The organism is Paenibacillus dakarensis (genome assembly GCF_001373415.1).
GTDB lineage: Bacteria > Bacillota > Bacilli > Paenibacillales > Paenibacillaceae > Paenibacillus_AQ > Paenibacillus_AQ dakarensis.
Genome location: NZ_CDSE01000009.1, coordinates 57,643 through 80,886 on the forward strand (window position 1 = coordinate 57,643; position 23,244 = coordinate 80,886).

The window sequence follows — 23,244 nt, forward strand, 5'->3', positions numbered from 1 at the left end:
AAAAGGGAGGAAATGAAATGAGTAAGTCAAGAAAGAAATGGCTGCTTCCGATTACAATGCTGCTGTCGTTTTCAATGCTGCTGTCCGCGTGCGGCGGGGACAAGAGTCCTGCCAATGAAAGCACAAGCACTGGCGGCACAGCTACAGAAAAGCCAGTTGAATTGATTTGGTACACAATCGGAGCACCTGCGAAAGATTTGAAGAAGGTAGAAGCTGAAATAAATAAGTACACTGCTGAAAAAATCGGTGTAACGCTTGATATTAAGATGATTGACTTCGGTGACTACAACCAGAAAATGCAGGTTATGGCCGCTTCCGGCGAGCCTATGGACATCTTGTTCACCTCTTCGTGGGCATTTGACTATGTACAAAATGCAAGAAAAGGTGCATTCATGGAATTGGATGACCTGATTGAGAAGCATGGCCAAGGCATTAAAGAGGTATTGGACCCAGCGTTCCTCATAGGTTCCAAGGTTGATGGACATAACTACGCAATCCCTGCTAACAAAGAGCTTCCAGCTCAAGAAGTATGGCGTTTCAACAAGGGACTGGTTGACAAGTACAACTTGGATATCAGTAATGTAAAATCCCTTGAAAGCCTTGAGCCGCTGCTCAAAGTGATTAAAGAGAACGAACCAAATGTTGTGCCGCTTGCAATTAACAAAGATTTCGGTCCTTGGACTCCATATGACGCGGTTATTGAGAAAATGCCAATGGGCGTTAAACTGGATGACACAGAGAACGTGAAAGTAGTAAACACTCTGGAAACTCCTGAAATGATGCAAAGTCTGAAAACGATGAACAAGTACTACAAAGCTGGGTACATCTCTCCTGAAGCTGCAACAACCACTTCAACACAAGATTTGTTTACATCCGGCAACTGGTTTGTTGACCGTGCTGCTACTCAGCCGTTCGCAGACAATCTATGGAGTGAAAGCTATGGTTACCCAATTGTTTCGGTACCAGCGAATGATCCAGTCGTTTACAACTGGTCTGTAATGGGTTCCATGCAAGCAATCTCTGCTAACTCTGAACATCCTGAAGAAGCGATGAAATTCCTGAACCTTCTTAATACTGATGTGTATCTTCGTAACCTTGTTGACTCCGGTATTGAAGGCGAGCACTACAAGAAGCTTAGTGAAAATGTAATGGAAAATCTTCCGAAGAGCAAAGACTATGATATGCCTACATTCTCACTTGGAAACGTCATGCTTACTTATCTGAATCCGGCTGATCCAGAGAACAAGTGGGAAGAATTCAAGAAGTTTAACGCTTCTGGTGTGAACGCTCCACTTCTCGGATTTAACTTTGATCCATCCAAAGTATCTACAGAGCTTGCTGCTGTCAACAACGTTAAGGAAGAGTTCTGGTCTCCTTTGATGACGGGAACCGTTGATCCTGAGCAGTTCGTACCTAAAGCAGTTGAGAAATTGAAAGCTGCTGGCTTGGACAAAATTATGACAGAAGTTCAGAGTCAGATTGACGCTTGGAAAGCAATTAAGTAGTAGAGAGACAATTTCAAAGGACTGGGCGGCGATTATCTCCCGCCCTTCTTTTTTCATTCATCACGAGGAGGGATTAACGTGAGAGCAATCGGGCAGTTTTTTAAGAATATTATGACCAATAGAGCCATGCTGTTCATGGTTTTGCCGGGGGCTATATGGTTTCTCTTTTTCTCTTATTTGCCGATGTTCGGTACAATTATCGCATTTAAGGAATACCGCTTTAGCCGCGAAGGATTTATAGCGAGTATAGTGAACAGTAAATGGGTTGGATTTCAGAACTTTAAATTCCTGTTCAGTACGGATGATGCTTATATCATTACGAGAAACACGGTGTTGTACAATTTCGCCTTTATTGTATTAGGTCTCATCTTGTCTGTTGCTTTGGCGATTGTATTGTCGGAGATCGTAAATAAACGCCTGGCGAAAGTGTACCAGACCGGTATGTTTCTTCCATACTTCTTATCTTGGGTTATCGTAGGTTATTTTGCATTCAGCTTCCTTAGCATGGATAAAGGGATGCTCAACCAAATTGTAGGCTGGTTTGGCGTAGATCCAATTCAGTGGTATTCAGAAGCGAAATACTGGCCGTATATTTTGATATTGGTCAGCTTATGGAAAGCGATCGGCTATAACAGTGTTGTGTACCTCGCAGCCATTATGGGTATAGACAAATCCTTGTATGAAGCTGCTATGATCGACGGTGCGAACAAATGGCAGCAGATTAAAGCAATTACCATTCCAATGCTGAAGCCGCTTATGACAATTCTGACCTTGCTTGCTATCGGTAAAATCTTCTACGCGGATTTCGGACTGTTCTATCAGGTGCCGAGAGATTCCGGTACTCTCTATTCGGTAACGAACGTTATTGATACGTACGTATATCGCGGTCTGAAAACAACAGGTGAAATTGGTATGAGTACTGCAGCTGGTTTGTATCAATCCGTTGTCGGATTCATTCTTGTTATAACTTCCAATTACATCGTTCGTAAATACGATAAAGACAACGCATTGTTCTAACAAGCGAATTACTTCAAAGGGGGTACAAGCCGTGTTTAAAAGAAAAACCAAGAGTAAAGACTTTCATCAGCTCTCCACAGGCTGGAACATTGCAGCGAATCTGATTGCAGGTATATTTGCCTTCATCTGTGTATTTCCGTTCCTGTTTGTAATGATCATATCCTTTACGGATGAGACTTCCCTCGCTCGTAACGGGTATCAGCTTCTCCCTGAAAAATGGAGTCTGGAAGCGTACAAATACGTTTTTGAAACAGGAGATATGCTGCTTCGCTCATATGGTGTAACGATATTTGTAACCGTTGTGGGTACCATCATCAGCCTTGTTGTTATTGCACTTTATGCGTATGCTGTGTCACGCAAAAGCTTCAGATACCGTAATTTCTTCTCTTTCTTTGCATTCTTTACGATGCTCTTTAACGGTGGCTTGGTTCCAACATATATTGTAGCTACTCAGCTCCTAGGACTGAAAGATTCGATCTGGGCGTTAATCTGGCCGCTGGCTGTAAATGCGTTCTACATTATGATTCTCCGTACGTTCTACAGCACGAGTGTCCCTGATGCCATTATTGAGTCCGGTAAAATTGACGGCGCAAGCGAATTTAAGATCTTTTACAAGCTTGTACTACCGCTCTCTCTCCCGGGCCTGGCAACCATCGGTTTGTTCAGCACACTCGGATACTGGAATGACTGGTTTAACGCACTCTTGTACATTGACAACCCAAATCTGGTTCCTCTTCAATCGATGCTGATGAGAATTGAAACAAGCATGCAGTTTATCCTTCAGAATTCTCAGAACGCTTCACTGAGCATGAGTGCTCTGCAATCACTGCCTCAGGATACAAGTCGTATGGCGATGGTCGTATTAGCAACAGGTCCTATCATTCTCGCTTATCCGTTCTTCCAGCGTTACTTTATCCAAGGTTTGACGATAGGTGCAGTGAAGGAATAAATAAAGCAGGTGACCGGAGGAAATGGGAATGACATTTAAAGATCCTAGTAAACCAGCCCTTGAAAGGGCTGAACTCTTGCTGGAGCTTATGACGCTTGAGGAAAAGGTCGGCCAGTTGATTCAACCCTTTGGCTGGCAGACCTATGAAAATGAAGATGGTCGCATTTCTTTGACAGAATCGTTTAAACAGCAAATAGCAAATGGCGGCGTGGGCTCCCTCTATGGGGTGCTTCGTGCTGATCCCTGGACAGGCGTTACGCTGGAGAATGGACTTTCTCCAAAAGAAGGCGCTCAAGCAGTAAACGAGATTCAACGCTATGCAATTGAACATTCCCGTTTGGGCATTCCGATCCTTATTGGAGAGGAATGCTCACACGGGCATATGGCCATTGGGGGCACAGTTTTTCCGGTGCCTTTATCCATAGGCAGCACTTGGAACATCGATTTGTACCGCGAGATGTGCCGTGCCGTTGCGCTGGAGACCCGAAGTCAAGGCGGTGTGGCAACTTATTCTCCGGTGCTTGATGTGGTGCGCGATCCACGGTGGGGTCGGACAGAGGAGTGTTTCGGAGAGGACCCTTATCTGATTAGTCAATTTGGTGTGGCTTCCGTGGAAGGACTCCAGGGCGAACGGCTGGATAAAGACGACAGTGTGGCTGCCACTCTGAAGCATTTTGCAGGGTATGGAAGCTCAGAGGGCGGCAGAAATGCAGGTCCCGTTCATATGGGACGACGAGAATTGCTGGAAGTTGACTTGCTTCCATTCAAGAAAGCGGTTGAAGCTGGGGCCGAATCGATTATGCCGGCATACAACGAGATTGATGGAGTTCCTTGTACGGTGAATTCTGAACTTCTGGAAGATATACTCCGCAAGGAGTGGGGCTTTAACGGAATGGTTATTACAGACTGCGGAGCAATTGATATGCTTGCCTCCGGTCATGATACAGCAGAGGACGGCATGGATGCAGCAGTTCAGGCCATTCGCGCTGGGATTGATATGGAGATGTCCGGTGAAATGTTCGGTAAGCATTTGCTGGAAGCTGTAAGGCTCGGCAAGCTGGAGGCTGAGGTGATCGACAAGGCCGTTCTGCGCGTTTTGTCCCTAAAGTTCCGTTTAGGACTGTTTGAAAATCCATATGTTGATCCTGACCGTGCCGAGAAGGTTATCGGCAGCGATGAACATCAAAGAATTGCCCGTCAGCTTGCTGCTGAAGGAACCATTCTGCTGAAGAACGAGGGTGGAATTCTTCCTTTATCAAAAGATTCCGGCACGATTGCTGTTATCGGCCCGAATGCGGACCAAGGGTACAATCAGCTGGGAGACTACACATCACCACAGCCAACGAAGCATGTTGCAACCGTATTAAGAGGAATTCAGGACAAGCTTCACGAAGAAAGTAAGCGTGTGTTGTATGCGCCAGGCTGCCGCATCAAGGATGATTCGCGGGAAGGTTTTGAACTAGCATTGTCCTGTGCAGAACAAGCCGATACGATTGTGATGGTTCTTGGCGGGTCCAGCGCCCGTGATTTTGGGGAAGGCACGATTGATCTTCGAACCGGAGCATCTAAAGTTACAGAGCATTCGTGGAGCGATATGGATTGTGGTGAAGGGATTGACCGGTTGAGTCTTCAGCTTTCGGGTGTTCAGCTTGAGCTGATGCAAGCGATTCATAAGCTGGGCAAGCCGATTGTAGTTATCTACATTAACGGCAGACCAATCACAGAGTCCTGGATTGATGAACATGCCCATGCCATACTTGAAGCATGGTATCCAGGCCAGGAGGGCGGGCATGCAATCGCTGATATTTTATATGGTGATGTCAACCCTTCCGGACGATTGACCATTTCTATTCCGAAGCATGTCGGACAGCTCCCTGTATATTACAGCGGGAAACGTTCCCGCGGTAAACGGTATCTGGAAGAAGACTCTCAGCCGCGTTATCCGTTTGGGTATGGCTTGAGTTATACGGAATTCAGTTACAGCGACTTGAAAGTGGAGCCTGAAGTAATCAAGCTTGATGAATATGCTACCGTTAGCCTGAATGTAACCAATACAGGAGAACGCGAAGGCAGTGAAGTCGTTCAGCTGTATGTTTCCGATGCTGTTAGTCAGTATACCAGACCTGCGAAGGAGCTAAAGGGCTTCAGCAAGATCAATCTGAAACCGGGGGAAACCCAAAGCGTTCAATTTACTATCGGACCTGAAGAGCTCCAATATATTGGTAAAGATTATAAATATGTCGTTGAGCCAGGATTGTTCCGCGTGATGGTAGGCAGAAATGTTAACGATACACTAAGCGTAGATTTGACAGTACGGGAGGATTAATCCATGGAGCGAATCAGACGATTTATCCGCGAGTTGTCGGAGCGTCAATGGATAGAGCAGATGGGACTTAGGGATTGGACTATTACGCGCTCTACGTATAAAACCCCCGGTTTATACGAAGACATGGCACCATATCCCGAAGGAGACAAATTGGATCGGTTTCCGAGCAGGCAGGGCACGACATATTTCTTCCGTAAACAGCTAGAGCTTCCTGTTGCATGGAGTAATGAGACAGTCGGATTGATATTCGAATCCGGCGGTGAAGGTCTGCTTCGTATTAACGGCCGTTCCCATCAAGGCCTTGATAGAAACCATAAGTTTGTAACCCTGGATCCTGCTCGCATGGGCACAACCATGGAGCTTGAAATTGAGCTGTTTGACCCGATTCCAGAGCCTGTTGATCCGCTCAATCAACAGGCAGTTATACAGCCTCCGATTACATCAATCCGGAGTATGGTTGTACGCGTCAACAAACCCGTACAGAGTCTGCTGTATACTGTTATGATTGTTCGTGACTCCATGGTGCTGCTGCCGGAAGAAGATTTCCGGCGGACCCGTCTTATGCAGGCACTATACCGGGCAATGGATCGGTTTGTAGCCATGAATGAGGCAGCGATTCGTATTGGACAAGAGGTTGAAAAATTAGAAGAGGATCTTGTTCGTGAGGTTCGGGAAATCGGAGGAAATGCTGAGGGAACCGAGCATATGGTTGGCCAGTCTCATATTGATATCGCATGGCTGTGGCCTGTGCGGGAAACGGTACGTAAGACGAGTCGAACATTCTCAACGATGGATGCTTTGATGGAGGAATATCCTGAATTTAAATATGCTCAGAGTCAGCCGCTTCTGTTTCAGTTTTTGAAAGACAATGATCCGGAGCTGTTTGAGCGGGTTAAAGCCCGAATAGCTGAAGGACGCTGGGAGCTTGTTGGAGGTATGTGGGTTGAGCCGGATCTGAACATACCAAGCGGTGAATCGCTCATGCGTCAAATGCTGTATGGCCAGCGCTTCTATCAGGAGGAATTCGGGAAGACCTCTGACATTGAGTGGTTACCTGATACATTTGGTTACTGCGCGTCTTTGCCTCAAATTTTGAAGCATGGCGGAATCCGTTATTTCATGACCACCAAGCTTGGCTGGAACGATACGAATGTTTTTCCGTATGATCTCTTCCACTGGGTAGGCATTGATGGAACGCCGATGCTCTCTTATTTAAACCATGGAGTGAACGAGAACACCCTTCCGAAAGACATTCATGATCATTGGCAGTCTTACCGCCAGAAGGATGTTCACCAAGAACAGATGCTGCTTTACGGGCATGGGGATGGCGGCGGGGGTGTAACTCGCGAAATGCTGGAATATATCGATCGGTCCGAGTTAATGATTGGACAACCTTCAAGCCGTTACAGCACAGCGGCGGACTTTTTCAGAAATATTGATGAGAAAGCTCCGAAACTCCCAACTTGGAGAGGAGATCTATATTTAGAGCTTCATAGAGGCACCTATACTACACATGGCCGTAATAAGAGACATAACCGGAGAGCGGAGATGCTCTATCGTGAAGCGGAACTGTGGAACGCCTTGGCTGAACCAGTGATGGAGGCTGGTCAGCTGGATCGTATAAAGGAGAAGCTCCATGACGGCTGGAAGCTCATCCTGCTCAACCAGTTCCATGATATTATTCCTGGCTCAGCAATTACAGAATCTTATGTGACCTCTGAGAAGGAATATGGAGAAGTGTTTGAGAAGGGTAACAGCTCGCTTGAGCAGGGGATAAGCATACTGGCAGCACAAGTGAATACGGAAGGTGACGGGATGCCTTACCTGGTCTTTAATAGCCTGGGATGGTCCCGTGATGCTGTTATTTCGATAGATTGTGATGCTCAGCCGGATAAACATGCTGTCTATGATGCTGAAGGGACTCGGCTTGAAAGTGATGCCTCAACAGATGAAGCGGGAAGAGCCTGCATTATCGTTCGCGTGCCGGAGATACCGGCGTTCGGCTGCAAGACGATCTGGGTTAGATCGATAGAGACTCCGGTTGAACATACGACTACGACGAGCGATTCGAAAATGCCGGGTTCTAGCTGGGAAACAGCGTACTACAAAATTCAGTTTAATGATCGCGGTGAGATTGTCAGTCTGTATGATAAAGAGGCTGATCGTGAAGTTGTGAAGCATGGTGAACAGGCGAATCGTTTCCACTTCTTTCACGACCGTCCTACGCTGTGGGATGCCTGGGACATTGATACCCGTTATGAAGAGCAGGTTGCTGGTGAAGCCGAGCTGCTGGAGAAACGGGTTGTTCTGTCCGGGAAGGTTAAGGATGTTATCCGCTTCCGCTGGCGGCTGAATCAATCGGAGATTACTCAGGATATGATTCTGTATCACCAGGACCGCCGAATTGATTTTGAAACCCATGTCAGCTGGAATGAATCGCATAAGCTGCTGAAGGTCGGGTTCCCGATCGATGTTATTGCGGAGAAGGCAACTTACGAGATTCCATTCGGTACGATTGAGCGGCCGACCCACCGGAACACGAGCTGGGAACAGGCTCAATATGAAGTATGCGGACATCGGTTTGCGGATGTATCCGAGTTCGGGTATGGTGTAAGCCTCCTAAATGATTGTAAGTACGGCTATGATGTACAGGGCAGCACCATTCGATTGTCCTTACTTCGCGCTCCGAAATGGCCGGATATTACTGCGGATTTAGGAGAACACCAATTCACTTATTCCTTATATCCTCATAAAGGTGACTGGCGTGAAGCGCATACATTTAGAAAAGCTGCTGAACTGAATTATGAAATTCCTGTACATGCGGCAGAGCCGAAGCAAGGATTACTGCCTTCTACCCACTCTTGGATTCCTTTCGAGAGCAAGCATGTTGTTCTGGATACGGTCAAGCTGGCTGAAGACGGCAGTGGTGTTATTCTCCGTTGGTATGAAGCCTCCGGGGGCCGGGAGTCTATAACTTTAAGATGGCCTCATTCCTGTGTGAAGGTTTATCAGTCTAACGCGCTTGAGGAAGAAGGAGAGATTCTTCCACACGAAGACGGAGTGATAACACTCTCGCTTGCGCCTTATGAGATCCAAACGGTAAAACTCGTATATTCATAAACCAATACTTAACTTTAAAGGAGCCAGTATACATGGAACAATTCAGACTCCCTAAAATACCGATGCCTGCACTTACCCTGCCCCAATCGATTCAAGAGGTACTGGATGAGGCAGAAGAGAAGCTGGCACATCGCCCCAAATTGCTGCAGCTGTTCAAGAATACGTTTCCGAACACACTCGAGACAACAACGAAGCTGATGGAGGATGGTACTACATTTGTCATCACCGGAGATATTCCCGCGATGTGGCTTCGTGATTCCGTTGAACAAGTTATTCACTATGTGCCTTTTGCCAAGAACGATCCTGAATTGCAGCTTATTCTAAGCGGCGTAATCAAGCGCCATATAAACTATATTCATATTGATCCATATGCGAATGCTTTTAATGAATCCGCTAATGACTGGCATTGGAACACAGATGATGAGACGGATATGTCCCCTTGGGTGTGGGAGCGCAAGTTCGAAATCGATTCACTGTGCTTCTCCATGCGTCTGGCTTATGCTTATTGGAAAGAGACAGGACTTACGGATGTGTTCGATGCCGGATTTAAAGCAGCCATGCTGAAAATCGTGGAGCTGTTCAAGACGGAGCAGCACCATTTCGAACGTTCCCCATACCGTTTTACACGGGATAACGGAATTCTGGAAGACTCCCTGCGCAATAACGGACTCGGCATGCCGGTCAATTACACAGGAATGGTATGGTCAGGCTTCCGCTCAAGCGATGATGCTTGTGATTTCCACTACAACATTCCAGGTAATATGTTTGCTGTTGTAGCTTTGCGTCACATGCAAGAATTCGCAGAGTGGATCTTCCGTGATATGACGCTGCTTGCTGATCTTAAAAAGCTTGAGACTGAAATTGACTATGGCATCAAGCTTTACGGTATTTATCGTCATCCGGAATTCGGACCGATCTATGCATACGAAACCGACGGATTCGGTAACTACTGCCTGATGGATGATGCAGGAACACCAGGTCTGATGTCAATTCCTTATCTCGGTTATGTAACCGCGGATGATCCAATTTACCAGAACACCAGACGCTTTGCCTTAAGCAAGGAGAATCCGTTCTATTTCGAAGGTAAAGCGGCTAAGGGAATTGGAAGCCCGCACACACCTCCTCATTATATTTGGCATATGGCGTTATCTATGCAGGGGATTACTGCGCAGACGACTGAGGAAAGACTTGAAATGATCGAAATGCTGGTATCGACAGATGCAGATACCGGGTTTATGCATGAAGGCTTTAACGCAGATGATCCGAAAGTGTTTACGAGATCTTGGTTTGCTTGGTCGAACAGCCTCTTCTCGCAGCTGGTGTATAAGGCGATGAAGGAAGGCATTTTGTAAGATTGTATCCATCCGAATTTATCCATATTTGCAATAAAAAAGGAGACATTACAATGAGCAAAATTATTGGCGAATCCCTAAATAACATTCCTTGGCAGGACAAGCCTGAGGGTTACAATGGTCCGGTATGGCGCTATTCTGCAAATCCTATTATTGATCGTCATGCAATCCCGAATTCCAACAGTATTTTCAACTCGGCCGTTGTTCCGTTTGAAGGCGGATTCGCTGGCGTGTTCCGCTGCGATTCCCGATCGGTCAGCATGGATATCTTCGCCGGTTTCAGTGAAGATGGTGTAAACTGGACGATTAATCATGATCCGATTGTGTTTGAGGGTGATGAGGAGATAACAAAGCGTGAATACCGCTACGATCCTCGAGTGGTTAAAATCGGAGACCGTTATTACATTAACTGGTGTAACGGATATCACGGACCGACAATCGGCATTGGTTATACAACCGATTTCAAAACATTCCATCAGCTTGAAAACGCCTTTTTGCCATATAACCGTAACGGGGTATTATTCCCGCGAAAAATTGGTGATTATTACGCAATGCTCAGCCGTCCGAGTGATACAGGCCATACGCCGTTCGGGGATATTTTCTACAGTGTAAGCCCTGATCTTACCTTCTGGGGCAAGCACCGTTATGTTATGGGAACCGTTAATGGAGATGCTTCGGCTTGGCAGTCCAAGAAAATCGGGCCTGGACCAGCACCGATCGAAACAGACAAGGGCTGGCTGCTGATTTACCATGGTGTTATTAATACATGTAACGGTTTCGTTTATCGCATGGGTGCTGCTCTGCTTGATCTCGATCAGCCATGGAAAGTGAAAGCACGTTCCCGTAACTATATCTTGGGACCTGAAATGCCGTACGAATGCATGGGAGATGTACCTAACGTAACCTTCCCTTGCGCGGCGCTTACCGACGCGGATACAGGTCGTATCGCCATTTACTATGGCTGCGCTGACACGGTAACCGGACTTGCATTTACGACCGTTGATGAGCTGATGAGTTATATGGAAGAATACCCTTTGGTAGATGAGGCGTAGATAACCATGACCCAATCTAGAAAAGCACATATCATCTCACATACGCACTGGGACAGGGAATGGTACTTGCCTTATGAGAAGCATCATGTAAGGCTTATTCAATTGATGGATCAATTGCTTGAGACTATGGAGAAAGACCCGGAATACCGTTATTTCTTTCTGGATGGACAGACCATTATTCTGGAGGACTATCTGCAGGTTCGTCCGGAGAAGAAGGATCAGCTGGAGAAGCTTATCCATGATGGACGTATCCAGATCGGTCCGTGGTATATTTTGCAGGATGCATTCTTGACGAGCAGTGAGGCGAACGTTCGTAACATGCAGATTGGACATCAAGACGCCGAGGCTTACGGCACGATTTCAAAAATCGGCTATTTCCCTGACACATTTGGTCTTGCCGGTCAAACACCTCAACTGATGAAGCAATCCGGTATTGACAATGCCTTCTTTGGCCGCGGTGTTAAGCCTACAGGCTTTAACAATACGGTATCGGATGGAGACTTTGAGTCTTCCTTCTCTGAATTGGTATGGGAAGGCCCGGATGGCTCCAAGGTGCTCGGGATTCTGTTCGCAAACTGGTACAGTAACGGTAATGAAGTACCGGTTGATGAAGAAGAGGCTAAAGCCTTCTGGGTTAAAAAGCTTGCTGATGCTGAGAAATATGCATCCACAGGACAGCTGCTCTACATGAACGGATGCGATCACCAGCCGATACAATGTGATCTATCGGAAGCGATTCAAACCGCCAAGAAGCTTTATCCGGATACAGAGTTTGTCCATTCTAATTTTGTCGATTATTTGGAAGATTTGAATAACAATATTCGTCAAGACTTATCGTCTGTACAAGGTGAGCTTCGCAGCCAGCGGACAGACGGATGGGGAACGCTGGTAAATACGGCTTCCGCTCGTGTTTATTTAAAGCAGATGAACCAGGTTGGTCAGAGCATGCTGGAGAAGGTTGCAGAGCCGCTTGCTTCTTTTGCAAGCCTGGTTGGGCAGCAGTATCCGCACCATTTGTTTACTTATGCCTGGAAGACGCTGATGCAGAACCATCCGCATGATAGTATTTGCGGCTGCAGTGTTGACGAGGTTCACCGTGGAATGGTTACTCGTTTCGAGAATAGCCGCCATGTAGCGGAATCCATTATTGATGACAGCAAGAAGGCGATTGCTGAAGCGGTTGATACCACATCTTTTGCTAAATATGGCGATAATGCAGTGCCTTTCGTTGTATTTAATACAACAGGGTGGAAGCGCAGTGGCACAGTAACCGTAGAGCTGGATGCTGAACGTTTATATTTCCGCGATGGATATTCCTTGAACGAAGCAAGCCGCTGCATGAAAGATATGGATATCACCGGACGTGCGGTTGTAGATCATGAAGGGAATGCAATTGCGTTCACGATGGAGGATCTTGGCTTGCAATTCGGATATGACCTGCCTGACGACAAGTTCCGCCAGCCATATATGTGCCGCAGGGTGAAGCTGACTCTGGAAGCTAAGGATATTGCAGCTTTAGGAATCCAAACGTACGCACTTGTAAAAGGTGACATGGCTCCTGCAGTTACAGCATCATTAATTACGGGTGAACAGGTGCTTGAGAACGCAAACCTGAAGGTTGAGGTGGCAGACGATGGCTCATTCACATTGACAGATAAACGTAATGGTCAGATCTTCCGTGATCTTGGTGTGTATGAGAACACGGGAGATATCGGTAACGAATATATGTTCAAGCAGCCGGAAGGCGAAGAGGCACTGACCACCAAGGGGCTTGCTGCGAAGATTCGTATCGTGGAAGATACACCTTTCCGTGCATCACTGGAAGTGATTCATGAATGGGAAATCCCTGCTTCAGCCGATGCCAAGCTGGATGAAGAGCAGCATGAGCTGATCTACTATCCGGAACGTAAAGCTCAGCGTTCGAAAGAGATGGTTACCTTGTCGATCCGCACGCTCATCTCACTGAATAGAGAAGGGAAGGGCGTAGAGCTGGAAGCAACCTTTAACAATCAGGCGAAGGATCATCGTCTGCGTGCGTTGTTCCCTACGGACCTAGAGACTTCTGTTCATCGTGCCGATTCGATGTTCGAAATCGCCCAGCGGAACAACATGCCGGCGAAAGAGTGGGAGAACCCTAGCAATACCGCTCACCAGCAGGCATTTGTAGATGTAAGCAGTGAGGGTGCAGGTCTTACTGTAGCTAACCTTGGACTGAACGAGTATGAAGTACTGCGTGACGGTAGAAATACGATCGCTGTAACGATGCTTCGCGCTGTTGGTGAGCTGGGTGACTGGGGGTACTTCCCGACACCAGAGGCACAGTGTCTGGGTGAAAATACAGTGCGTATGGAAGTCATTCCGCATGATGGAGACGGTATGGCATCTGGTGCTTATGCAGAGGCATATCAATTCCAGGTTCCGTGGACTGCAAGCCAGACCGGGATCCATGAGGGGAAAGTTGCTCCGAATCAAACTGTATTCAAGTGGGAAAGTAATGAGCTGGCATTCTCTTCGCTTAAAGTCAGCCGTAAATCCGGTGATCTGATGCTGCGTTGGTTTAACATGGGTGGATCTCCTGTAGAACTTGCTTTGCATTCCGCTCTTTCCGGTACAAAGGCTTACAAGACAACCATTCTCGAGGATGAAGGGGAATTACAGCCATTTACCGAAGCCGGGGAGTATTCACTTTCTGTGAAGCCTTATGAAATTATCACGGTAGGCGTCAAAGCCTAACAGTATTCAATTGAACTATACCATTTCATAAAGTAAGTTATAGTGTTTGAACAAGCAGCTGTCCCATAAGTAGAAGTATTCTACTAAGAGGCAGCTGCTTTTTTATGTCAAAGGGGTTAGGCACAGGATTTGCAAGGGATTCTCGCCTTGACGATCTTATCGCTAATTAATTTTTTCAATATTTTGAAATATTAAATCATAATAATGATTGTTAATATCATTATTATGATTTAATATGACATTATAACCTTGAGAGGAGAGTTCTGTTATGACGAAGGGACAGTTAACTTACCCAGAAATTGGGCAGCAGGGCGAAGCTATTGCAGCAGCTTGGGAGCAGTTATCGAAGCAGCAGGATTGGGTAGATAAATACATTGGAAATGAAGCCTATGACGAGGTAATATTTATAGGCTCCGGCTCCTCCTATTATCAAGCTCAGACGATGGCGACTACTTTTCGTTTATGGCTTGCAAGACCGGCCAGTGCATTTCCTTCTTCGGATATCTTCTTATTCAGAGATCAATCTTCGGCAAAGCGCGGGAAGAAGCTTCTTATAGGAGTTTCCCGTTCGGGAGAATCAACGGAAGTCATTTTGGCGATTGATTCGGTTAAAGGACTGGATAACTGGGATACTTGCGGAATTACATGTTATGAGGATAGTGGCATGGCTAAGCAGACAGAATGCCTGGTGTCACCGTTCGGCAAAGAAAAAAGCACAGTTATGACCAAGTCATTCGTGAGTATGACCTTTATGATGCAGGCAGCGATTGCGGCGGCCGCAGGCGGGAATTACTCCAATGAAATGAAGACGGTTATGGATCTTGCCGGCGCTAAGCTTAAAGAGGCTGATGAATTTGCTCAGCAGCTGCTTGCGGACAACGCCTTTACGAAAACGATTTATCTGGGTATGGGCAGTTACTTTGGAATTGCACAAGAAGCTTGCCTTAAACTGAAGGAAATGTCTTATACTTGGACAGAGAGCTATGGCACAATGGAGTTTAGACATGGTCCTAAATCAATCATTGAGCCGGGGTCATTAGTCATATTGCTCCTGTCAGAAACCGCCAGATCCTATGAATTGAAGGTTGCGGAAGAGATGAAGGATTACGGCGCCCACGTGCTCGTACTTACATCTCGTATCGACAAAGACACCGCTTTTGCGGATTCTGTATTTGAAATCGGCGGAGCAGAGGTTAGTGATGAAGCTCGCGCTGTTATGTATTTACCGCTTCTTCAATATGTAGGCTTTTGGATGGCAGTGAACAAAGGGGTAGATCCCGATGAACCGCGCAACCTGACACAGGTCGTCAAAATCTAAGCGGGCTGCACAGATCAAGGGGATGTCCGAAAGGTTACTTGAAGAGGCGTAATCGTTAATCACCAGCTGGGAGGATAAGAAAAGTTATGGCACGCATTGGTATGAAAGCAGAAAGACAAAATCAGATCCTAAGTACACTGGCGATCAAGGGTGAAATGTCCCTTCAAGAGCTTATGACGACATTCAACTGCTCAGAAGCTACAGCTCGGCGGGACCTTGAGGAATTGGAGCAGAGCGGGAGTATAATCAGACGCGTTGGCGGCGGAGCAATGTATATAAAGCCGGCTTCGGTTTATGAGGTTCCTTTTATTGAGAAACAGCAGGTCTTATACACAGAGAAAATGGCTATTGCACGTTTGGCTGCCTCTTTGGTTCAGGAGGGAGATGTAATCGGTCTTACCGGAGGAACAACTACATTTCTGATCTCCCAGCAATTAAAGCAGCGTAAAAATATTACAGTGGTTACGAACGCAGTAAATATCGCAATGGAGCTATCGGAGAACAGTGATCTTCAGGTCGTTCTGACCGGCGGTGTGCTTCGTAACAAAAGCTTTGAGCTGTGTGGTCCGCTGGCGGAACAAACAGTTAATGCGATTAACATTAATTTGATGTTCATGGGTATTGACGGTTTTACCGTGGGAGGAGTAAGCACTTACTCTGAGCTGGAAGCGAACATTGCCCGTATGCTTATGCGTCGTTCGGCAAAGACAATTGCTGTGTTTGATCATACGAAGATTGGGCGTGCATCGCTCTTTACGGTCGCTCATCTGAATGAGCTTCATGGTTGCATCACGGATGGGCAGCCATCTGAATCATTGGTGAGTGCACTCAAGGAAGCGGATACGACCTTATATGTGGCTCAGGATTGATCATCTTTAAGGGGTGAAGCAATGAGTTTCTGGATAGGTGTAGACGTTGGAGGAACAAACATCGTATGCGGGATTGTCAATGAGAAGGGTGAAGTGCTGGATTCCGTGAAGAAGCCTACGGAGGCTTCTCTCGGCTCTTCTTCGGTACTTGATAAAATAGCTCAAATGTCGTTAGAGCTCGCAGCCGGATCGGGGCTTCAAAATCAGGTCGCCGGGATTGGGATCGGTATACCAGGGCTGGTTGACCCATGGAAAGGAATAGCTCAATATTCCGCCAATCTAAACTGGCGTGATATCCCACTCAGTTCGGAGCTGACACAAAGAACCTCCTTACCTGTCTATATAGACAATGATGTACGAATGTATGTTTACGGTGAGGCGGTCTATGGTGCAGGTCAAGGGGTGGACTTTGTGCTTGGGTTAACCATAGGAACCGGACTTTCTGCCGCTATGGTGAATCGGGGACAGCTGTACTACGGACATCTCAATTTGGCTGGCGAGATTGGCCACGGTCCAATGGATGGAGAGTCCGCTCCATGTGGCTGCGGATTTGAAGGATGTCTGGAAGCAGCAGCATCAGCCTCTGGTATGGTACGTGAAGCCAAACGTTATATTCATCAGGGAAGAAAGACGATTCTAACAGAGTGGTTTCCCGGCGAGCGGCTCCAGTATTTGTCGGCTGCAGATCTCTCAAAAGCGATGGATGCTGGAGATGTACTTGCTGCTGAAATTATAAACCACGCCGGAGAATTGCTGGGGAAAGCGCTTGTTCCAACCATACATCTTTTGAGTCCGGAGGTTATTATTATAGGCGGCGGCGGTGCAAATGCAGGGGAGCGGCTTCTAACAACGGTTAGGGGCATCCTGATGACTCGTCTGCTTCCGGATTACAGACAACATGTCAGTATCCGTACGGCGTCTCTTGGTGATGGTGCGGGGGTTATAGGAAGTGCAATGCAGGCTAAACAGCGTCACAGCATTATGAGCTAGTTGAATCATTAATTTCTAATCAACACGGGAGGGCTTTAGTATGACATTAGTATCATCAACTCCATTATTACAGACGGCTCGCAGTGGTGGGTATTGTATTGGAGCATTTAACGTCCATACCCTTGAAATGCTGCAGGCAGTTGTTGAAGCCGCTGAAGAAACACAGTCACCGCTCATCATTCAATCTACTGTGGGAACGGTAAAGCATCTGGGCCCGGATTATATAGCTAAGGCAGCCTTGGTGGCTTCGGAAAGATCAAGTGTACCCATTGCACTTCATTTGGATCATTGTTCTGATTTTAACGTCATCATGCAATGCATTCGTGCCGGGTATACATCCGTCATGATTGATGCATCCCATGAAACGTTCGATGTAAACGTTGCCAAGACCAAGCAAGTGGTAGAGGCAGCAAATGCGATTGGCGTCAACGTTGAAGCAGAGCTCGGGAGAGTTGGCGGTGTAGAAGATGACATCATCGTAGACGATGAACATGCGCTGCTTGCAGATCCCGATGACTGTGCACGTTTTGTTGAATTAACTGGCGTTCATACACTGGCTCCTGCGATTGGGACCGCACACGGCATTTATAAGGGAGAGCCTAATATTGATTTTGACCGGATTCAGAAAATTGCATCGAAGGTGTCCATTCCATTGGTACTTCACGGAGGCTCTGGAATTCCTGAAGAGCAGGTTAGAAGATGTGTGGCAGCTGGCATGTCCAAGATGAATGTTGCAACAGAACTTCGAATTGTATTCTCGAATGCTATTAAAGAAGTATTTAATCAAAATCCAGAGGAAAATGATCCGCGTAAGTACATGGTACCTGCTAAAGAAGCTTTGAAAAAGGCAGCGATCGAAAAAATGCGCCTGTGCGGATCTTTTGGTAAAGCAAGGGATTATCTGCAATGAATACCGGGATCATCACCGTCACTTTAAATGCGGCCATAGATAAAACCTATTATATGAATCACTTTGAAAGCGGTAGTGTGATGCGTGTTGACCGTGTCCATGCGATTGCCGGGGGAAAAGGGCTAAATGTGGCCAGAGTTCTGCAGCAGCTGGGGCATAAGGATGTCACTGCTACCGGTTTTAAGGCCGGATACAATGGGCAGTTTATTGCCAAGGCAGCGGAGGATGAGGGGATTCACACTGAATTTGTTGATATCAAAGGCGAGTCAAGAGTATGCCTGAGTATTGTGGATGAAGAGAATCATTCTTTCACAGAAGTACTGGAGCCGGGTCCCTTGGTCACGATTGATGATGAGGCCAGAATGAAAGAGCATATGAAGGAATTGGCACAAAGAGCTTCTCTGGTCATTATTTCCGGGAGTATGCCAAAGGGATGTCGCCTTGAGTTATATAAAGAGTTGATTGAAATATGCACTTTGCAAGGTGTTGATGTCTTCCTGGATGCCAGTGGAAACGGACTCGTTGAAGGGATGAGAGGCAAACCGGCTTTAATCAAGCCCAATGAGGATGAGATTAAGCCTTGGCTGAAGCCTGACGGAAACGGGAAAGATGCATTCGGTATGGAAAATGGGATTTCTCTACGCAGCTACGGCAGGGCGATTCAAAATATCGCAAAAGATACAGGAATACCAAGAATCATTGTATCCCTTGGCGCTAAAGGGGCTTTAGCTTGTATGGATGGCGTGCTGTACCGGATTCGGATCCCTGAGCTGAAAGCCGTCAATCCAGTAGGCAGTGGAGATTCCTTCGTAGCCGGCTTTGCCTATGCACATGTACGCCAAATGCCTGTGGAGCAGTGTCTGCGTTATGCCGCTGCTGCAGGAAGTGCAAATGCATTGAAACCGACGGCGGGGTGTGTGGAGCCTGAGGATCACATGCGCCTTATGGAGCAAATTGAGGTAGAGAAGTGGATTGATTAAGGATTAATGTCTGGTCTTCGAAATTTGAGACCGGGCATTTTTTTGTACGCTATGCAGTGAATTCAATGAAAAAAGCTAAACACATCAGAGTGTGCTTAGCTTTTTTGCGGATAATTAGATTATTTTTGAATGAGTACAGGAGTATTCATCTTCACCTTGTCAAACAGCCAGCGAACATCTTTATTATGCATTCGTATACAGCCTTCAGAAACGTATTTGCCTATAGATGCTTCATTATTGTTGCCGTGAATAGCGTAAGCATAACTGGTTTTGCCATTGATTTTTACATTAATACCGAGCCACCTGTCACCTAGTGGATTCCTGGGATCCCCGCCTTTAATCTTTTCTTTATAATAAGGCCTGTTTTTTGTTTTTTCATGAATTTTGAACAACCCTTCGGGCGTATAGGTAGGTTTCCTTCCTGTGGCAACCGGAAATGTCTTGATAAGTATACCCTTCTCGTAGTAAGTCAGCTTGTTGCTGGATTTATCAATGATTATAAACTGCGGATAATTCGCATATTTACTGCTCAGCTTCTGAGCACTGGCGGCGTCCGCTTGGTTCCAGACAGGGAAGAGACACACAAGAAGCAAGGTAAAGATAAGTACACGTGTTAAAGACTTGAAGATGTTAATCACCTCTTTTCGCTATTCCAGTGTATGCGATTGAACTCGAAAGGTGCCGGTATTTAATGTTTTTATGTATGGGTACAAGTCGACTTTTTTGATGCTGGCTGATGGAGAAGAGAAACCGCGATATGTAATATACGTTACTTTCCGGAAAAAGGAAACCATTAATTTTGAAATTTTAGCATAAAAAAACCTTTAAGCTCGTCAAGGCAGTCCACCTGAATACGATGGCTCTGCTGCTTTCAAGCTTAAAGGCAGATTTTATGGTCTAATATACCTCTACTGCTCTTGCCCGGTTGTTTTTTCGTAAGCAATGAGTGTGACCTCTTTGCCTGAGAGGCTTGCGATCTCTGCTTCAGCTGATTTTATTGCATCAACGGTCTGCTCATCTTCACTGAGAGATGCGATCTTATACTCCTCCGTTTTAATATTCATCTTTGACTCACCATCCTTTCGTTAGGGTGCAATATACACTGATAAAGTTTTCCCTGATGGAGGATATTAAATACTGGTGAAGGATTTGTGAATACGGTAGAAAATTTATGAAAAAAATTGGGAGAAATGGATTCGAACCTTCCATTACAGGTTATAATAATAACAAGTGGGAAGTGGTTTCAATCATTCAGCACACGGAAAGAAGTCATGTCATTCCGAAAGGTTGTTGGTTTACCATGAGCTCCCTGAAATGGAAAAGAAAACGGTCGAAGTTTCGGCGGTTTTTCAAAGGAAAACACCCTAGCAATTGGAAAGTTGCTTAGATCATACAATCGCTTCCCACGAATAGGGCCCTGTGGATACTCCACAGGGCTTTTTGTTGTAAATGGCTATAGTCCTCGGGATTTTGGTGCTGTTTGTACTAGCGGTGCTTATGATCAGGACAATTATTTAATTTCTGTGGGAAGTTTTATGAATTACTAAGGTATATTTAAGTTTCCTTTAAGATTTGCAGATTATTATAAAGATACCCCTTTTAAGATATAGAGCAGAAGCTTCTCCGCGCCAGCATGGAGAAGCTTCTTTGTGTTGTTCGTGGGATATTAGTCTCTTCCTGAATCGAATCGACTTTAAGACATGGTAGAGGTTTATTGTTTGAGGAGTACGTTATGAATTATAAGGTTGTAATTCCTGTGGTAGATAATCTGTTCTTTTCCTTTGCTTTCTTAAATGGAATCAATCTACTCACATGTTCGACTTCATCCAAAGGCACCCACACACGGCCATAAGCACTCCGCAACTCTAAACGATCGATGCAGCTCTCGGGTATACCGTGCATTACTTCACCACTAATAAGATGTATCATCACGATTTGCTTTTTCTGTATGGCTGCTTTTATCTCGTTAATCAACTTCTTCACCTCAAGGTCCATAGAACTACGTACATTTTATCAGGTGCAGGGAAATTTAACTATACTTTTAATTCCAGAGTTCAAGATGAATGTGATTTATAGAATCTGTATTGCCTAAATAGTAAATTATACCTATGATTATACAGTGTTTGTGTATCGTGCAAATTAATCCTGTAAATAAGAAAAACCCCTGCGGCTTACTGCCACAAGGGTTCTCGTTGATGATCTGTAGTGGGCTCGAACCACTGACCCCTACCCTGTCAAGATAGTGCTCTCCCAGCTGAGCTAACAGATCATGAAAATATGTAGCTTTATATTATCAGCTGGCCCTAAGGGTGTCAATGCTTTTCTCGTTATAAAAACAGGCGGGCTGGTTCACACTATGGATAGCATGATTTTTCCATAAGGAGAGAAGACAGCATGATAGCCCGAAAGTTTCTTCACCGCAGCTCAGCCCAGCTTTTCACTGTATTTTTAGCTGTTCTATGGCTTAGTGGTTGCAGTATTCCATCCAGAGTATTACCAGAAACGCAGGAAACAGTTCAGCCCGCTGCACCGGTTCTGCGAGATGTCTATGAACGATCAGTGAATAAGGATGTGTACTCCAGGGACAGCCGCCGGGGAGAGAGTATCCTTCCCGAACCGTCTATGCTGCAAGAGGCTCCAATCCGGGATTCAACTCAATAGCATACGGGAAGGAATGAATATCCAGAACGTAAAAACCGTCGACCAATAGTGGCTGACGGTTTTATGGCATGTGATTATTCTTCATCCCATTTACGGGAGTAGCCTTTTTTGATGGTATAGAACATGGGGTAAATCAATATCACCGAAATGACAACAGCCCAGAAAATAGTGCCCCCAATACCCATGCCTGCTCGTCAACTCCTTTCTACATGAAGCGTTTTAATTTACTATACAGGAAAACTAAAATTTTGTATAATGATTCAACTTGACTTAGCTGGATATGCAGCAAATTTACCCGAAGATGAGGTGTTTGAATTGGCAGCAGAGATTATAAATGTAACGACAGAGGAACAGCTGCGTGAAGCGCTGGATATTCGTATGGAGGTATTCGTACAGGAGCAGAAGGTGCCGGCTGATCTGGAGATTGATGAGTACGATACACTGGAAGCCGACGCGTTTCATATCCTGATTAAATATGACGGAGAGTATGCGGCAACGGGCCGGGTGATCTATTACAATAAAGACTCAGCTAAAATGCAGCGCATTGCCGTTCGTAAGGCTTATCGCTCCAAGGGATTAGGCCGGGTGCTTTTGATGGCTATGGAGACTCAGGCGAGGGAGCTGAAGCTTCTGTACTCTGTACTTGATGCGCAGTGTCAGGCCGAGGGATTTTACAGTAAGCTCGGTTATGTGACCGTTTCAGACGAGCCTTTCGATGATGCGGGCATTCCTCATGTGCGGATGAAAAAAGAATTATAATTCCTGCCGCTGATTCTTATATGAAGCGAATTAACAGAAAAGGGCATCCCGGCAAAGACTCCTGGTCTTCGGGAATGCCCTTTTAATGTGATTCGAATCCTTAGAATATCGGCAGGTTATCCAGGTTATTGCTTGGATCACCATCGGCATTGGACCGCAGATGCATTTCATCATCACGCCCGCGGAACACATTAAGATTCTTGATCTCGTTATTCTGAACCATTTGCTGCGCGGTTTTATAATCGACAACACTGCCTGTATTCAGCTTTAGCTGAACGATGTCACCATCACCATTTTTACGAACGGCAACGACTTCTGCTTGTTGATTCATACCCATAATTATCGCCTCCCAAGATGTAGTATCCCCTGGGTAAGCGCTCATCTATTCTTCTGAAAATGAACTTTGCAGCTACAGTGTATAAAGACGTCCTTGCTCCAGAAACTGCATGGCACGGGTGTGGCCCTCAAAGCGCTTCATTTCATCCCCGTAATGCATGAGATATATTTTCTTCTGTATATCTTCAGGCAGGCTCAGCAGCTCTTCCAGTGTCGTATGTACTGCTCCAACTCCTTCAAGCTGACATTCATGCAAAATAATCTCACAGCCCCGTTCATTCACCAATTGTACAAGAAGATCAGGATTAAAGGTCATATCTGCACTATAAAAAACACGGTCATTGAAATAGATGGAGTAACTGTTCTT

18 protein-coding genes, 1 tRNA gene and 1 pseudogene are annotated in these 23,244 nt (G+C 45.9%); 15 read left to right on the forward strand and 5 right to left on the reverse strand.

Annotated features, from left to right (window positions below; translation table 11 throughout):
• The first annotated feature begins 17 nt into the window (after window positions 1-17).
• The 13 genes from BN1234_RS02410 (at window position 18) to BN1234_RS02470 (ending at window position 19,121) form a co-directional block, all read left to right on the forward strand.
• Window positions 18-1,505: an ABC transporter substrate-binding protein gene (locus BN1234_RS02410; protein WP_054955073.1), complete on the forward strand. Its 1,488-nt coding sequence runs from the start codon at window positions 18-20 to the stop codon at window positions 1,503-1,505.
• 87 nt (window positions 1,506-1,592) lie between these two features.
• The gene (locus tag BN1234_RS02415; RefSeq protein ID WP_170307976.1) at window positions 1,593-2,522 is read left to right on the forward strand and encodes an ABC transporter permease; all 930 of its coding nucleotides are present in this window, start codon (window positions 1,593-1,595) and stop codon (window positions 2,520-2,522) included.
• A 31-nt stretch (window positions 2,523-2,553) separates the two neighbouring features.
• Window positions 2,554-3,471 (forward strand): carbohydrate ABC transporter permease, encoded by a 918-nt coding sequence (locus BN1234_RS02420; RefSeq protein WP_054955074.1) that lies wholly within the window; start codon window positions 2,554-2,556, stop codon window positions 3,469-3,471.
• Window positions 3,472-3,499: 28 nt separating this feature from the next.
• On the forward strand, window positions 3,500-5,797 hold the full coding sequence (locus BN1234_RS02425) for a glycoside hydrolase family 3 N-terminal domain-containing protein (protein ID WP_054955075.1): 2,298 nt from the start codon (window positions 3,500-3,502) through the stop codon (window positions 5,795-5,797).
• Between the two features lie 3 nt (window positions 5,798-5,800).
• Window positions 5,801-8,917, forward strand: coding sequence for an alpha-mannosidase (locus BN1234_RS02430; protein WP_054955076.1), 3,117 nt, complete (start codon window positions 5,801-5,803; stop codon window positions 8,915-8,917).
• Between the two features lie 32 nt (window positions 8,918-8,949).
• Window positions 8,950-10,269, forward strand: coding sequence for a glycoside hydrolase family 125 protein (locus BN1234_RS02435; RefSeq protein WP_054955077.1), 1,320 nt, complete (start codon window positions 8,950-8,952; stop codon window positions 10,267-10,269).
• A 53-nt stretch (window positions 10,270-10,322) separates the two neighbouring features.
• A complete protein-coding gene (locus BN1234_RS02440; protein ID WP_054955078.1) occupies window positions 10,323-11,321 on the forward strand; it encodes a glycoside hydrolase family 130 protein in 999 nt (332 codons plus the stop codon).
• Between the two features lie 6 nt (window positions 11,322-11,327).
• Complete coding sequence (locus tag BN1234_RS02445) at window positions 11,328-14,054, forward strand: alpha-mannosidase (RefSeq protein WP_054955079.1); 2,727 nt, start codon at window positions 11,328-11,330, stop codon at window positions 14,052-14,054.
• 268 nt (window positions 14,055-14,322) lie between these two features.
• Window positions 14,323-15,372 (forward strand): SIS domain-containing protein, encoded by a 1,050-nt coding sequence (locus tag BN1234_RS02450; RefSeq protein ID WP_054955080.1) that lies wholly within the window; start codon window positions 14,323-14,325, stop codon window positions 15,370-15,372.
• Between the two features lie 86 nt (window positions 15,373-15,458).
• Window positions 15,459-16,241 (forward strand): DeoR/GlpR family DNA-binding transcription regulator, encoded by a 783-nt coding sequence (locus tag BN1234_RS02455; protein WP_054955081.1) that lies wholly within the window; start codon window positions 15,459-15,461, stop codon window positions 16,239-16,241.
• A 21-nt stretch (window positions 16,242-16,262) separates the two neighbouring features.
• Complete coding sequence (locus tag BN1234_RS02460) at window positions 16,263-17,231, forward strand: ROK family protein (protein WP_054955082.1); 969 nt, start codon at window positions 16,263-16,265, stop codon at window positions 17,229-17,231.
• A gap of 40 nt (window positions 17,232-17,271) precedes the next feature.
• Window positions 17,272-18,141, forward strand: coding sequence for a class II fructose-1,6-bisphosphate aldolase (gene fba, locus BN1234_RS02465; protein WP_054955083.1), 870 nt, complete (start codon window positions 17,272-17,274; stop codon window positions 18,139-18,141).
• Complete coding sequence (locus BN1234_RS02470) at window positions 18,138-19,121, forward strand: 1-phosphofructokinase family hexose kinase (protein WP_054955084.1); 984 nt, start codon at window positions 18,138-18,140, stop codon at window positions 19,119-19,121. Before fba ends, BN1234_RS02470 begins: the two co-directional genes overlap by 4 nt.
• Window positions 19,122-19,240: 119 nt before the next feature.
• Here BN1234_RS02470 and BN1234_RS02475 read toward each other — a convergent pair whose 3' ends face one another.
• The 3 genes from BN1234_RS02475 to BN1234_RS02485 form a co-directional block, all read right to left on the reverse strand.
• Entirely contained in the window at window positions 19,241-19,759 is a 519-nt protein-coding gene (locus BN1234_RS02475; RefSeq protein ID WP_245640063.1) for a L,D-transpeptidase, read from the reverse strand.
• A gap of 270 nt (window positions 19,760-20,029) precedes the next feature.
• Window positions 20,030-20,185 carry a hypothetical protein gene (locus BN1234_RS22425; protein WP_170307974.1) on the reverse strand — a complete coding sequence of 52 codons (156 nt, stop codon included), beginning with the start codon at window positions 20,183-20,185 and terminating at the stop codon, window positions 20,030-20,032.
• A gap of 1,132 nt (window positions 20,186-21,317) precedes the next feature.
• Window positions 21,318-21,390: transfer RNA gene (locus tag BN1234_RS02485), tRNA-Val, on the reverse strand.
• A gap of 125 nt (window positions 21,391-21,515) precedes the next feature.
• On the opposite strand from BN1234_RS02485, the gene BN1234_RS02490 reads away from it, so the two are divergent.
• Both BN1234_RS02490 and BN1234_RS02495 read left to right on the forward strand, forming a co-directional pair.
• On the forward strand, window positions 21,516-21,782 hold the full coding sequence (locus BN1234_RS02490) for a hypothetical protein (protein WP_054955086.1): 267 nt from the start codon (window positions 21,516-21,518) through the stop codon (window positions 21,780-21,782).
• 315 nt (window positions 21,783-22,097) lie between these two features.
• Window positions 22,098-22,541: a GNAT family N-acetyltransferase gene (locus BN1234_RS02495; RefSeq protein ID WP_054955092.1), complete on the forward strand. Its 444-nt coding sequence runs from the start codon at window positions 22,098-22,100 to the stop codon at window positions 22,539-22,541.
• 100 nt (window positions 22,542-22,641) lie between these two features.
• Here the strand turns inward: BN1234_RS02495 and BN1234_RS02500 are convergent, their stop codons facing one another.
• Together BN1234_RS02500 and BN1234_RS02505 are read right to left on the reverse strand one after the other, a co-directional pair.
• Complete coding sequence (locus tag BN1234_RS02500) at window positions 22,642-22,872, reverse strand: DUF3892 domain-containing protein (protein ID WP_054955093.1); 231 nt, start codon at window positions 22,870-22,872, stop codon at window positions 22,642-22,644.
• A gap of 78 nt (window positions 22,873-22,950) precedes the next feature.
• Window positions 22,951-23,244: pseudogene (locus BN1234_RS02505) on the reverse strand (MBL fold metallo-hydrolase); the annotation flags it as partial.